Consider the following 13,843-nt stretch of genomic DNA (forward strand, 5'->3'; position numbering starts at 1 on the left):
CATCCCCAGAACGCCCTGTTCCGGGGGGCCGGCGGAGAGGTTGCGAAGTACGTGCGCAGACAACCGATGGCCAGCAGCACGGGCCTCGCCGCAGACCCGATGCCGATGCCGGCGCCGGGCGCTCCCGTCCTGGAAGACGGGGGCCGCGGTGAGCGCCCCGCTGCGGCTCGACCCCCCGACGGGGGCGGCGGGAGTCGCGGTGGCCGCGGCGTCCTGTCCAGTCCGTCGAGCTGGCGGGTTCGTACCAAGCTGATCGCGATCCTCGCGATCCCGGTCGTTGCGATCATCGTCAACGCCCTGATCGACGCGAGTTCGGTGCTCACCAGTACCCGGGACATCAACCGGGTCTCGCACCTGATCACCATCGACCGCGCCGCACTCGACCTCGCGTCCGAGCTCGAACGTGAACGCACCTTCACCGCCGAATATGTGGCCCTGCGGGCGACCAACCAGAATCCCGCCTCCGACCCGGTCCTGGCCCGCCAGCGCGAGGTCGACACCTCGTACAAGGCATACCTGACCGTGGCCGACAGCCAGCGTGGCTCGTTCAGCCCCCAGGTCAACGAGGCGCTCGACGCGGCCGCCACCGGCCTGGACGGCCTGCCGGCCAAGCGCGCGGCCATCGGCAGGCTGACCGACCCGGTCTCGGTCACGACCTCGTACGACTCCATGATCGAGCCGCTGATCGACCTCGTCGGCCTGATCCCGCAGGGCAACGACGACCGGCAGCTGGACAGCTCCGTCGAGGCGGCCCTGCACCTGGTCCGGGCGACCGACCTGCTTGCCCAGCAGCAGGCGCAGGTCAACACCTTCCTGGTGTCGGAACTGCCATTCACCAGCGACGAGTTCCGGTCGGTGCTGAGCACAGACGCCGAACGCAGCAACGAGCTCGACCAGTTTGACAAGGCCGCCTCGCAGTCCCAGAAGACGCTGTATGAGCAGGCACTCGACCCACGCACCAACGGCGACGTTTTCAACACCCTGAAGAACACCGACCGAGTGCTCAACTCGACGGTCGGCCAGCCGCTCAACGACGGGCAGATCGACCAGATCGAGTCGACCAAGTGGCTGCAGAACACCCGCGCCATGATTACGGTCAGCTACAGCGTCGCCGACGGAATGCTGGACCAGATCAACTCGCGGGTAGGCGTCCTGCGGAGCGGCATCCAGCGGCAGGCGATCCTCTCCGCCCTGTTCACCGTCCTGATCCTGGCAGCCGCTCTGACCATCACCCTGGTGGTCGCGCAGTCGCTGATCCGCCCGCTGTTCGCGCTGCGAACCGCGGCCCTCGACATCGCCGAGCGAAGACTGCCCGACGCCGTCCGAAGACTGCGAGACTCGTCCGACCAGGTGATCGACGACGAGGTCGAGACGGTCGGTATCGATACCGACGAGGAAATCGGCGAGGTCGCCCGGGCGTTCGACCAGGTCCACCACGAGGCGGTCCGGCTGGCGTCCGAGCAGGCCGTGCTGCGGAACAACGCCAACGCGATGTTCGTGAACCTGTCGCGGCGCTCCCAGGGCCTCGTCGAGCGCCAGCTGCGCCTCATCGACGATCTGGAGAACCGCGAGCAGGACCCGGACCAGCTCGCCAACCTGTTCAAGCTGGACCACCTCGCCACCCGAATGCGGCGGAACAACGAGAGCCTCCTGGTTCTCGCCGGTACCGACACCGCCCGGCGCTGGACCCACCCGGTCCCGCTCAACGAGGTCGTCCTCGCCGCCATCTCCGAGGTCGAGCAGTACACCCGCGTCAAGCAGACGACCGCCGCTCCGGTGTCGATCGCCGGCAACGGTGTCAGCGACGTCGTCCACCTGATCGCGGAACTGCTGGAGAACGCGACCTCGTACTCCCCGCCGGCGACCGACGTTGTCGTCACCAGCCACTCCCTCGGCCCCGGCGCCGGCGCCATGATCGAGATCGTCGACATGGGTATCGGCATGCCGGCGAAGGACCTGGAACGGGTCAACGAGCGGCTCGCGAACCCGCCGGTCGTGGACGTCTCCGTGTCCCGGACGATGGGTCTGTTCGCGGTCGGCCGGCTGGCCAGCCGGCACGGCATCCGAGTCCAGCTGCGTGAGTCGCCGTCCCGCGGCATCACCGCCGTGATCCGGCTGCCAGCCAAGCTGGTCACCGGCGACACCGTGGGTGCCGGGACGGGTCCAGGCGCACAGCGTCCGGGCGCGCCGGCCGCCATCAGCCGGCCGGGTCCGGATACCGGGTCCCGCCCGGGCTTCGCCGGGATCTCCGGTCCCGGCTCGGGGCGCCCGGAGCTGGACGCCGGCCCCGGTGGCCCCGGGACCGGCCCGGTCCGTCATCAGGCCTTCGGCGGCGGCCCGCAGCAGTTCGGCCTCGGCCAGGAGAACGGCCGCGGGCGGCCGCAGCCAGACGGGTACGACGAGCCGGACGAGCGCTTCGGCCCGCCGAGCGGCGCGCTGCCCGCCATCGACTCCGGTCGGTTCGGGCCTCCACCGCTGGCGATCGGCCCCGGTAGCCAGCAGGGACCTGGCGGCCAGCAGGGACCTGGCGGCCCGCGTACCGGCCCAGTGCCGCTGCCGGCTCGTGACCAGCAGCCTCGGTACACCGAGGAGGACACTCAGCGGTTCGGCGCCTTCCCGGGCACCCAGCCGCCGACGGACCCGCATCAGCAGCGCGGCTACCAGCCCGAGCGCGAAGAGCCGAGGTTCGACGAGCCCCGGTACGAGGTGCCTCAGTTCGAGGAGCCCCGGTTCGACGAGCCCGGGCACGACGACCGGCGTGGCCCGCGGACGGGCCCGGTCGACCCGCGCGAGTCGTGGAGCGGCGAGTTCCCGGTGCAGCGTCCGGTCAGCCCGGACTCGCTCGACCACACCGGCCCGATGCAGCGCCCGGGCACCAGCCCCATTCCGATGCCGGACCGCGCCCGCCAGGCCGACAACGGCTACCAGGGCGACAGCGGTTACCGGGACAGCAGCGGCTATCAGGACGACGGCTACCAGCGCGATGCCGGCTATCAGAACGGCGCGGGCTACCGCGGGCCGGCGCAGGCCGACCCGCAGGAGAACGTGTTCGCTCGCCCGGCGCACCGCCCGGAGCCGGAGCCCGTGGACGTGCCCCGACCGCGCTGGGAGGAGCCGGCGACTGGCGGCTACGCCCGGCCGCGGCCTGAGGACACCGGCGAGCTCTACGTCGGCGAGGGCGAGGACGTCGACACCACGCCGATCTTCGACTCGGTCTCGGCCTGGTTCCAGCGCCGTTCGCCGGACGACGAGCCTCGGCGGGCGCCGGACCCAGTGGTCGAGTCGACCCCGCCGGCAGCGTTCACCGCTCCTCGCGCGTCCGCGGGCATGCGGGTGATGGGCAACGGCGGGCTGGGTGACGGCCAGCTACACCGGCCGGAACCGGCGCCGGCCCCGGCCCAGATGCCGATGCGCCCGGCCGCGAGCCTGCGCACGGACAACGGGACGGGTGGCGGTACCGGCCCGAGCACCGGTGGTCTCAACGGAGGCGGCTATCGTCAGCCGGCCGCCTACGCGGAGCAGCAGACCGGGCCGCGCGCGGCCGAGCCGCCGCTGCCGGTCCGCGGCGTCGAGCCATCGCTGCCCGTGCGTGGCGCTGATGCGCCGCTGCCGGTTCGCGGTGGCGGCGAGCCTCGCTCGTGGGAGTCGGCCGGCGACGCTGGTTGGCAGGCCGCGGAGGCGCTGCGGCAGCCGGCTGACGGGTCGCAGGCGTCCACGACCAAGTCGGGCCTGCCGCTGCGGGTGCCGATGACGCACCTCATCCCCGGCAGCGCAGAACCAGCCAGTAATCGTAAGCCCCCGCCGCGGCCAGCCGACGCCGCGACCAGGTCTCCCGAAGCGGTTGGCGGACGTCTCGCCAGCTTCTACCAGGGTGTCCGGCAGGGACGGGACATGGGTGCCGAAACGAGAAGCGCCCGCCGCGACGGGCAGGAGGAACGGTGAGACCGGTGGTGAGCGCCGAGGCGCAGAACCTGAACTGGCTGATCAACAATTTCGTCGACCGGGTTCCAGGTGTGGCGCACACCGTCGTGGTCTCCGCGGACGGTCTCCTGTTGGCCGTTTCGGACGGCTTCCCGAGGGACCGTGCCGACCAGTTGGCCGCGGTCTCGTCCGGTCTGGTCAGCCTGACCCAGGGGGCTGCGCGCGTCTTCGAGGCCGGCCTGGTCACCCAGACGGTCGTCGAGATGGAGCATGGCTTCCTCTTTATTATGGCGATCAGTGACGGGGCGAGCATGGCGGTGCTGGCCGCACCGTCGTGCGACATCGGCCTGGTCGGCTACGAGATGGCACTGCTGGTCAGCCGGGCCAAGGCGGTCCTGACGCCCGCGCTGCGCCAGGAGCTGCAAGGGACGCTCCCACGATGAGTGGGCGCATCGCTGACGCGGCGGCTTCATCCGAGGCGAGGGAGATGCCGGCGTGAGCGAGCTGGGGGGTCCACCGGGACCAGTGGTCCGGCCCTACGCCATGACCGGGGGCCGGACCCGGTCGCGCTACGAGCTCGCCATCGAGGCGCTCGTCATCACCACCCAGTACGGCGAGGAACGCGTGATCGGGCTCAGCCTTGAGCAGCAGTCCATCGCTGCGATGTGCCGCCAGGTCCGTTCAGTGGCCGAGATCGCCGCCGGCCTGCGAGTGCCGCTCGGAGTCGCGAGGGTGCTCGTCGGCGACATGGCGGACGAGGGCTTCGTCCGCGTACACCAGCAGCCGGACCGCGACGAGGCGCCGGATCTCGCGTTGCTCGAAAGGGTTCTCAGTGGCCTACGAAAGCTCTGACCACAGACGCGTCAACTCATCGGTCGCGACCACCTCGGTCAAGATCGTTGTTGCCGGCGGTTTCGGCGCGGGGAAGACCACCTTCGTGGGCTCCGTCTCGGAGATCGTCCCGCTGCGCACCGAGGCCGTCATGACCGAGGCCGGCGCGCACGTCGATGACCTGACTCACCTGGTCGACAAGACCACGACCACGGTGGCGATGGACTTCGGCCGGGTGTCACTCGACGAGGACCTGATCCTCTACCTGTTCGGCACGCCGGGGCAGTACCGGTTCTGGTTCATGTGGGACGACATTGTCCGGGGCGCGATCGGCGCGATCGTGCTTACGGACACGCGCCGTCTCGCCGACTGTTTCGCCGCCGTCGACTACTTCGAGCAGCGTCAGCTGCCGTTCGTCATCGGTCTGAACTGCTTCGACGGGGTGCTGCGGCACTCGATCGAGGACGTTCGCGAGGCGCTGCAGATCAGCCCGGCGGTGCCGATCATCACCTGCGACGCCCGCAACCGTGACTCGACGAAGACCGCGCTGATCGCGGTGGTCGAGCACACGATGTCCCGCGCCGCGCTGCGCGCGTAGTCCCGGGGGGCGCCCGGCTCCGGGGGCGCGTAGGGCGGGCCCACCGGCCGGCCCGCCCATGGATGAGGGGGAAGGCAGCCTGCCTTCCCCCTCATCCATTTCCCGCGGCTTGCGGTAGGCCGTTGCATGGCGAGGGAGAGGCGCGCTAGAGCCGCCCGGAAAGGCCCTGAGAGGCTTTCTGCGGCCGTATTGCCGGGTTAGCTGGAACTGGGGGTCGGGCGGGCGGTCAAGACGACGACAGGGCCGCGCCGACGGCTGTGTGCCGTCGGCGCGCGCCACCGTTGTTCTAGGTGTCGTAGGTGATCGCGCCGAGCTGGCCCTGGTTCGGCAGCGCGTTGTTGCCGCTGCTGTTCACCTGCACCAGATCGAAGCTGTAGCTGTCCTGGTGCCAGCGCCACTGCGCGCCGTTCAGCGGGATGGTGGCCACGTTCTGCGGCAGGCCCTCGCGGGCGCCGAACTTGACGTCGCCCAGGATCGTCCGCGCGGTAAGGCTCTTCAGTGCGGTGGCGATCGACTTCCGGTCGTCGATCGAGTTGACGGCGCTGAGAGCCTGCGCGGCGACGTCGAACAGTGCCATCGACGCGCCGAGCTGCTGGGGCGTGGTCTGCCGGCCGTTCGACGCGCGGTACTGGTCGCCGAGGTCCTTCGACGGCTGGTTCGTCACGAAGCTGCGGTTCGGGCTGCTGTCCGACCAGAACAGCTCGGTCGTGAGGTTGTTACTGACCTGGGCGCCGATGGTGCGCAGGTCGTTGTCGAACATCGCGGCCTTGGAGATCGTGATGATCTTCGGCTGGAAGCTCATCGAGTTCGCGTTACGCTCGAACTGCGCGAAGTCCGCCTCGTCGAGGATGCCGGTGACGATCTCGACCTTCCCGGCCTGGAACGCCGCGATCACCTGGGTGAAGTCCTTGGTGCCCGGCTGGTAGAGGTAATCCTGCTGGCTACCCTTGCCGTCCAGCAGCTTCGGGTTCACCAGCTTCCAGTTGTTGTCGAGGCCCTGGCGGAACGGCAGCTTGGGGTGGGAGAACCACTGCCCGTCGACGCTGTTCGGCCACAGCGCCCCGACGGTCCGGTCCGTCGAGACCCGGTCGCCCCACATCGACGCATAGGCCTGGTAGTAGTCATTGAGGCCGGCGAAGAAGTGGAAGGTCCAGTTGAAGGGGTTCTTCAGGGTCACGTCGCCGCCGCGCGAGAAGTACCACGACTCCCAGGGCGACATCGTCGAGATGCACGGCACGCCAGCTACCTCGCACTGGTCCGCGACCGGGTTCACCGTGTCGGAGGTCGCGTCGACCAGGACGATGTCGACCTTGTCCTCGTAGATGAGCTGCGTCGTGGCCTTGGCGGCACGAGCGAAGGTCGACTGGCTGTCGCGGACGAAGATCTGAACCGGATGCGTGGAGTTGCCGACGGCGATGCCACCGTGGTCCTTGAACCAGGTGGTCATATGGTCGGTCACGAACAGGTCCGCGGAGGCGAACGAGCTGAGCGCGCCCGACTGAGGCGTGACCATGCCGATCCGGACCGGCCGCACGCCGCTCGACCCCTTGGAGCCGGTGCAGGCGGCCAGCAGGCTCGTCGCCGGCGCGACGACCGCGGCGGTGCCGGCAAGCCGCAGCAGCGCCCGTCTGTCGACGAACCGGAAGCCTCTGTCGGACCCTGGGCCGGCCGCGGCGGAGGCGTCGCTCGGGGCGGCGGCGCTGGCGGCGGTCGGGGTGGAGTCTGCGCTGGCCTGGCTCGTCGCACTGGGCGTGGTGGCGACGGCCAGCCTCGGCTGGCCCGCGGCGGCGACCCCGGCAGCAGAAGTGCCGTTCGGTCGCTTCTTACCCGTAAGGCGGTCAGACCTGCGCATGGCCCCTGATCCTGCCGCACCCCTGTCGAAACCCGGCGACTGGGTCCTTCGCGACGAATCGAAGCGGCAAACAGTGCTGGTACTGAGGTCGCCCAGACAAGGTAAATCGGTCACGGATGGTCGTAACTGAAACCTTTCGGTGACAATACGGCAACGTGCCGTCAAACTTAGTTGAGCTTGCAGAACATCGTGTTGCCCTTGGTGAGCGTCACGGTCGCGGTCACTCGGCCCCCGCCCTTCGGCCAGTCGGCGATGCTGGTCGCGATGTCGCCCTGCAGGGGGCCGGTGGAGAACGAGACGGACGCGATGATGTTCGACGCGTCGTCGTAGTTCGGCGTCGCGATCGCGTAGGCACCGGACTGGCCGTTCCAGGTGTAGGTGCCAGTCGTCGCCGGGACGATCAGAATGCTCGACGTCCCGGCCGTGATCGCGGTGGCATCGGCAGCGCCCACGGTGGCATCGGCAGCGCCCACGGTGGCACCGGCGGTGCCCGTGGTGGCCGGGGCGCTGGCCGCCGGACCCGCCTGGCAGGTGTAGGTGCCGTCCACGAGTGCCTTGCCGACCTTCGCGTCCGGGTTCGTGCCGGCGGGCCCCGGCGGCGTGGTGGCCACGACGCTGCCGCCACCTCGCGCGCCCCCGCCGCGGCCGCTGACGAGCACATAGAGACCAAGAGCGACCAGCGCCAGGGTGACAGCCACCGCGAGCGGCCCGAGCCAGCCGTGCCGGAACCAGGTGAGTCGGTCGTTCGTGCCACCATGGGCACCGCGACCCGCCGACGACCGCCTCGAGGCCACCTCGTCCTGGAGGTCCGACAGGTCCTCGGTGGCGAATCTGCGCCTGGTGCCGGTCTGGCCGCCGTTCCCCGCCGGCGGTTCCTGACCGCCTTGCGGGACGGCCGGCTCCAGCAGGTCGGCGAGGTCGTCACGGGCCGGCCGCGCCTCGTCGGGACGCTCGCCCTCGCCGCCCCGGTAGCCGCCGGTCTGGCCGGCGGCCCCGCCGCGGTCGGCTGGCAGGCCGCTGTTGCGGCGGCCCTCGTCCCGGCCCTGCCTCTCGCCCCGGTCCTGCCCCTCGTCGCGGCCCTGGCCGGGAGCCGGGCCGGTGCCGGACCGGCTGGCGGTGTGCCGGCGCTGGCCGGCCCGTCCAGGCTGACCGTTCGGGGCTGGAGCCGCGGCGCCAGGCCGGACGGGATCGAGCAGGTCCGTGGCGGGCGCGTCCCCGCGGCGCGGGCGAGGCTCGCCCGGCTGCTCGGCGGGCGCGTGCGGCCGGCCCAGGTCGCCTGGGAGGTCCCGGCCTGCCCGCCCGCCACTGACCGCCCTGGAGAGCACCGAGGTCATCTCGACCGGAACGGGCGGCGGCCCGGGCCGCTCCGCGCCGCCGGGCCGGCCGTTCCCGTCGGGGCCGACGGGAGACGCGTCGAACGGAGCGCCCCGGTACCCCGGAACGCCGTACGCCTGGGCGCCAGGCAGCCGGCCGTCGTCCTGAACGGCGTCACCGGCGGCGTTCTGGGCACCGCGCACGGTCGGGTCGTTCTGGCCGGAGCGGCGGCCGCGGCGGCCAGCGCCCTGGCCGCGTGGCTCTCGCGCGCCGGCCGGCTGGCTGGAGGGTGCCGCGGGCCCGCTGACCGGCGCCGCCGGCTGCCGGCCGCTGCCGGTCGCCGGGAGCGGGAACTGCGTGACAGGGAGGCTCGGCGAGCCCGGGACGCTGGGACGCTGGGGAGGTGGGCCGGTCCGTGCCGACGTGACCGGCCGTGACGACGGCAGGCCGCCGGTGCCGAGCGGGTCACGGGGGTCGATGACGGGGCCGCCCGTGCGGCGCCGCCACTGGCCGTTCGCCGCGGCCTGCCCACCGGCCTGGGGCGTGCCGGGACGCGCCGGCGTCCGCCAGTTGCCCGCCACCGGGTCTCCCAGCGCCCCGTCGAAGCCCGGGGCCACCCGTGCCGGGTCACCCGAGAGCGTCCCCCGGGACGCCGGGGCCCCAGGCGACAGGGTGCCGCGCGTCAGGCTGCCCGGCGACGGGTTGTGTGGCGACGGGTTGTGTGGCGACGGGATGCCGGGCGTCGGGATGCCGGGCGGCTCGACACCGGAGGACAGGGCGTCGGTCGACGGGGCAGCGACCGGCGGCGGCGCCGTCCTGGCGGCGGCGTAGGGATCCAGACCGCCAGCCCGCCCAGCGAGCCCGTCCACCGTCGGCGTCCGCCAGGGCGACGCCGTGGCGTCCGGCTGTCCGGCCCGAGCATCCTGCCCGGGAAGTGGCCGCCATGGGTTCGCGACGCGGGCGGCTGCCTCGGAGGCCGCCGCGGCGGTCTGGCCGGACGACGGCTCGGCTGCCGGCCGGTTGACGGGCAGCCCGCGGGCCGGAGTGAAGAAGATGTTCGGCGCTGGGCTGACCGGAGGCGCCGGGAGCGGGGCCGGCGCCGGGGCGCTCACGGGGGAGGCTGCCGGCCCGGCCGCGGCGCCGGGCGGCTGGCCGGGCAGTCCGGCGTTCCAGGACGTCGGGCCGCTGGCCGCGGGGTGGGTTCGGCCCGTCGTCAGCGGGTCCCCACCGACCCGGACCGAGCCGGTGGTCGGTCCCAACCGGACCGGGCCGCTTACCGGGCCAGGGCGCTGCGGCGCGGGGCTCGCAGGCGTGGGATCGGCGGCCGTCCCCCCGCTCGGCCGCGCGGGCCATGACCGCGCTACCGGAGGTGGTCCCGTCTGGACAGCGGACGGCGACCCGTAGACCTGGCCGTTGATGTGACCGTTGGCGGCCCGGTTCACCGGCTGGGCCGGCGCGCCGTAGGGCGATGGGGCGCCGGTCGCGGGGCCGGGCAGCGGCGCCGGGACCGGCGTGTAGCCGCCGGCGGCCTGGCCACCGGCGCCGTAGGAGTCCAGGCCGTCTCGACCGCCGGTGCCGTAGCCGGGCGGCGTGACCTGCGCGGGGCCCGCGACCGGCGCGGCCGGGCCGACGTCGATCCCCGTGACCGACAGCCCGCTGTCCGAGCCGTCGCGGTCCCAGCGGCTGGCGCTGACGGCGAACGGGTCGACCACACCGTCCGTGCGCGGGCGACCCGCCGAGCCCCCGATGACCCAGTCCGTGTCGGCCCTGGTCCCGTTCGAGCGGGAGGATGCCGCGGCCTCGTCGACCCGCTCGACCGCGAAGAAGTCGTCACGACTCGCCGCCGCCGACGGCCCAGGGCTGACCGGCGCGAGCGCATGCGGCAGCCATTGGTGGGACCCTGCGTCCCACACCCAGGCGCCGTCGTCGCTCAGCAGGCGACCGCGGTCATCGGTGGGCAAGCCTGTGCACCCCTGGTCCGGTGCCACGCCGCGTCCCGCGCGGGTGGAGTGAAGGTTGGAGCGGTCGGCGGCGGGGACGGCACAGGCCCGACGAAACCGACCAAAGGTTGCCAACCAGTATGACCTGCCCGTCGAGGCGGCGAGACCGTCCCCATCCGGCGTCCGGCGGACCCGCCCGGGGCAGGCGCCGCGTCTCCGCCCCGGACGGCTCTATCTCATCGACTTGCAGGCGTCCTTGATCTCCTTGACGACGCGCTGGCCGGTCGCCGAGGTGGGGTCGGCGTTGATGCGCAGGAAGTCCTCCTGGCTGTAGCCGGCCTCGAGCTTCTGCAAGGTGCAGTTGCAGTAGGCCTGTGCGCCGTTGCTCTGCTGGACGCACTGGTCGAGGTAGACCTTGCGGATACTCGCGTCGTACTGGCGCGCGGCGGCGACGGTTCCGCCAGCGGTGATGTTCGCGCCGGACGACCCGCTGCCGCCGGTGGCCTTCAGCACGAGCACGACCGCGACGATCACGATGACGATGACCGCCGCGCCGACGGCGAGCATCCGGCCTCGGGATGCCCGCACCTTGCCGACGAGTGCGCTGGCGGACCGGCCCCGGCCGCCGGGCTCGTCGTCGTCCAGCTCGTCGTCGTCCTCGTCGCGCTCTGGGCCACCGAGGCGTCCGGGCTCGGCGCCGCCCGTCCGGGCCAGACCACCCAGCCGGCCGCGGGCGCGAGCGAGACGGCCAAAGTCCTCGTTGTCATCCTCGTCGTCGTCCTCGTCGTCATCGACGAGCAGGTCGTCGAGGTCCCGGCCGAGGTCGTCGCTGGGCCGGGCCGCCCGTGGCCCGGTTCCCGAGCCGGCCTTGGTGAACGAGGACGTGCTGAACCGCCCGCTGCCACCGCGGGTGCCGGTGTCCGTCGGCGGTGGACCGGTGGAGTCGCCGATGACGGGCGTCGCCGGCCGGTTCATGCCCGTGCCCAGACCGCCGTCGAGCCCGCGGGCACTGCTCGGGCCGGTGCCGCCTGATCCGGCCCGGCTCTGCGCCGGCCCGGTAGCGGGGCCTCGGCTCTGGCTGGGCCCGGTGCCGCCGCGAGGCCAGCTGCCCGTGCTGGGGCCGGTGCCCAGTGGGTCGGCCCGGTTGAACGGCCCGGAGAGCGGGTCGGCCCGGTCGTAGCCGCCGCGGGCCGGACCTCCGGTGCCCAACGGGTCGGCGCGGTCGAAAGGACCTGTCCCGAGCGGGGCGGCACGGTCGTAGGAACCGGTCCTCTGGGCGTCAGGACGGCTGTAGGGGCCAGTGCCCAACGGGTCCCGGGCTGACCAGGACCGGGACTGGCCGGTGCCCGGCACCCCGGGCGCGCCCGGACCGGCCTGGCCTCGGTCGCCGCCGCCGCGCGTCGGGGCCGCCCCGGTGCGCCAGTTGGCGCCGGTGTCCAGCGGGTTCGCCCCGGTGGCCGGGTCCGTGCCGTAGCCGGGTCCGGGCCGGCCGCTGGTGGACGGCTGAGGGTACGGGCCGGTCGCCGGAGCCCAGGAGGCCTCGCGATCGCGCCCTTCGCGCGGGTCCGCGCCGAACAGCGGGAAGCTGCCGGTCCGCGGCTCCTCATAACGCTGCTGGCCGGTGCCTGGGCGCCCGTACCAGCCGGTGTCCGGCTGCGCGGGCCGATGACCGGCGTCGCCCGCGCTGGCGCCGTACGCGCCGGCCGCGCCACCACCGCGGGCGGCGGCGGGACCGGTCGGGCCGGGGGCCGTGGGACCGCCGGGGCGTGATGTCGTCGGCTGCCAGGTCTGGGCGCTCTCGTCCCACACGTAGGCGCCGTCGTCGCTGACCCAGCGGCCGTGCTCGTCGAGGCGCATTTGTGATCCTTCGGGATGGAGACGGACGCTCCAAGGGTGCCACGTAGGGCGCGGCGGCAACGCCGGGGGTGCGCGCCGGCCATCTCAGGGCCAGCCCAACGCCGCCCACAGGCGACCCACAGGGGCCTGGGTCAGGACGTCAGGTGGAAATCCGAACCTCACCATCCACGAGGCGTGACCAGTCGGCGACGTCTGGTGCCGCCCCGGGTCGTCGGCGTCGAGGTTCAGCGCGACGGCTGGACCGCCGCGGCCGAAAGCATGATCTCGGCCTTCTGGAACTCCTTCAGACTGGCGTAGCCGGTGGTGGCCATCGCGGCCCGCAGCGCGCCGGCGAGGCTGACCGTGCTCGCCGCGCCGCCCTGGTCCGGCCCGACAAGAAGCTGCTCGAGCGTGCCGGCCTGCTCGACCGGCTGCCAGCCGCCGCGCGGCAGGTCCGAGTGCAGCACGTCCATCGACCACATGCCGCCCTGCCCTGGCGCGTCCGTGGCGCCGGCGAGAACCCGATCGACCATCACGGCGTCGGCGCCGCAGGCGACGGCCTTGGCGATGTCCCCGCCGGTTCGCAGGTCGCCGTGCGCGATGACGTGGACGTACCGGCCGCCCGACTCGTCCAGGTAGCGCATCCGGGCGCCGGCGGCGTCGGCGATCGCGGTCGCCAGCGGCACGCCGATCCCGAGCTCGGCGCGGTTCGCGTCGCCGCCACCGGTGCCGACCCCGACGATCACGCCGGCGGCGCCGGTGCGCATCAGGTGCAGCGCGGTCGAGAACGAAGCACATCCACCCACCAGGACCGGCATGTCCAGGTCGCCGATGAAGCGCTTGAGGTTCAGCGGTTCGGTTCGGGTCGACTGGTGCTCGGCGGAGACCGCCGGGCCGTGGATGACGAGCAGGTCGGCCTGGGCGGCGAGCAGGTCGGCGCTCAGCGCCCTGACCTTCTGTGGCCGCAGCGCCGCCGCGGTGACCAGGCCCGCGTCCCGGACCTGGCCGACCCGCTCCGCGATCAGCTCGGGGCGGATCGGTGCCCGGTAGAGCTCGCGCAGCCGGCCGGTCGCGACCGCCTGGGGCAGGCCGGCCAGCTCGGCGACCAGCGGCAGCGGGTCCTCGTGCCGGGTCCAGAGCCCCTCGACGTGCAGCACCCCGAGCCCGCCGAGCTTCCCGACGGTGATGGCGGAGTCGGGCGAGGTGACGGCGTCGGCGGCCGCCGCGACGATCGGCAGGTCGAAGTGGTACGCGTCCACCTGCCAGGCCAGCGAGACGTCCGCTGGGTCGCGCGTCCGCCGGGACGGGACGATCCCGACCGCCGCCAGGTCGTACCCGACCCGCGCGCTCTTACCGATACCGATCTCAACCTCAGCCAACGCTGGCCTTTCCTTCGAAGATCGCCCAAACGGCGGTACCTGGCCCTACACGCGACTCGCCATCGCAACCCAACCAGGAAACCGGCGCGTGACCGCCGGCACCTCAGATTTTCGGCACAAGCACGATCAAGGGCCAGGAGGGCGCCCTAGGCGCGCGACAGGCGGAGACAGG

8 protein-coding genes are annotated in these 13,843 nt (G+C 72.9%); 4 read left to right on the forward strand and 4 right to left on the reverse strand.

All coding sequences use genetic code 11. From position 1 onward, the window contains the following. Positions 1-66: 66 nt before the first annotated feature. The 4 genes from FRADC12_RS17695 (at position 67) to FRADC12_RS17710 (ending at position 5,350) form a co-directional block, all read left to right on the forward strand. Positions 67-3,942, forward strand: a complete 3,876-nt coding sequence (locus tag FRADC12_RS17695) for a sensor histidine kinase (protein WP_045877488.1) — start codon at positions 67-69, stop codon at positions 3,940-3,942. After that, positions 3,939-4,364, forward strand: coding sequence for a roadblock/LC7 domain-containing protein (locus FRADC12_RS17700; RefSeq protein ID WP_255355203.1), 426 nt, complete (start codon positions 3,939-3,941; stop codon positions 4,362-4,364). Before FRADC12_RS17695 ends, FRADC12_RS17700 begins: the two co-directional genes overlap by 4 nt. A 100-nt stretch (positions 4,365-4,464) precedes the next feature. Beyond that, positions 4,465-4,773, forward strand: a complete 309-nt coding sequence (locus tag FRADC12_RS17705; RefSeq protein ID WP_052711287.1) for a DUF742 domain-containing protein — start codon at positions 4,465-4,467, stop codon at positions 4,771-4,773. Then, the gene (locus FRADC12_RS17710) at positions 4,754-5,350 is read left to right on the forward strand and encodes a GTP-binding protein (RefSeq protein ID WP_045877490.1); all 597 of its coding nucleotides are present in this window, start codon (positions 4,754-4,756) and stop codon (positions 5,348-5,350) included. Before FRADC12_RS17705 ends, FRADC12_RS17710 begins: the two co-directional genes overlap by 20 nt. 286 nt (positions 5,351-5,636) lie before the next feature. Here the strand turns inward: FRADC12_RS17710 and FRADC12_RS17715 are convergent, their stop codons facing one another. From FRADC12_RS17715 to FRADC12_RS17730, 4 genes are all read right to left on the reverse strand, one after another. After that, a complete protein-coding gene (locus tag FRADC12_RS17715) occupies positions 5,637-7,202 on the reverse strand; it encodes an ABC transporter substrate-binding protein (protein ID WP_045877491.1) in 1,566 nt (521 codons plus the stop codon). 167 nt (positions 7,203-7,369) lie between these two features. Continuing rightward, complete coding sequence (locus FRADC12_RS17720) at positions 7,370-10,477, reverse strand: hypothetical protein (protein ID WP_045877492.1); 3,108 nt, start codon at positions 10,475-10,477, stop codon at positions 7,370-7,372. A 210-nt stretch (positions 10,478-10,687) separates the two neighbouring features. Further along, on the reverse strand, positions 10,688-12,313 hold the full coding sequence (locus FRADC12_RS17725; RefSeq protein WP_045877493.1) for a YML083C domain-containing protein: 1,626 nt from the start codon (positions 12,311-12,313) through the stop codon (positions 10,688-10,690). A gap of 224 nt (positions 12,314-12,537) precedes the next feature. Next, the gene (locus FRADC12_RS17730; protein ID WP_045877494.1) at positions 12,538-13,671 is read right to left on the reverse strand and encodes a GuaB3 family IMP dehydrogenase-related protein; all 1,134 of its coding nucleotides are present in this window, start codon (positions 13,669-13,671) and stop codon (positions 12,538-12,540) included. Between the last annotated feature and the right edge of the window lie 172 nt (positions 13,672-13,843).

The sequence above is a fragment of the Pseudofrankia sp. DC12 genome (genome assembly GCF_000966285.1).
Classification (GTDB): domain Bacteria; phylum Actinomycetota; class Actinomycetes; order Frankiales; family Frankiaceae; genus Pseudofrankia.

What these genes read in the sequence shown, in the direction of transcription:
- FRADC12_RS17695 (WP_045877488.1), top strand. Translation starts at nt 67, where the DNA reads ATGGCCAGCAGCACGGGCCTCGCCGCAGACCCGATGCCGATGCCGGCG.
- FRADC12_RS17705 (WP_052711287.1), top strand. Translation starts at nt 4,465, where the DNA reads ATGACCGGGGGCCGGACCCGGTCGCGCTACGAGCTCGCCATCGAGGCG.
- FRADC12_RS17715 (WP_045877491.1), bottom strand. Translation starts at nt 7,202, where the DNA reads ATGCGCAGGTCTGACCGCCTTACGGGTAAGAAGCGACCGAACGGCACT.
- FRADC12_RS17725 (WP_045877493.1), bottom strand. Translation starts at nt 12,313, where the DNA reads ATGCGCCTCGACGAGCACGGCCGCTGGGTCAGCGACGACGGCGCCTAC.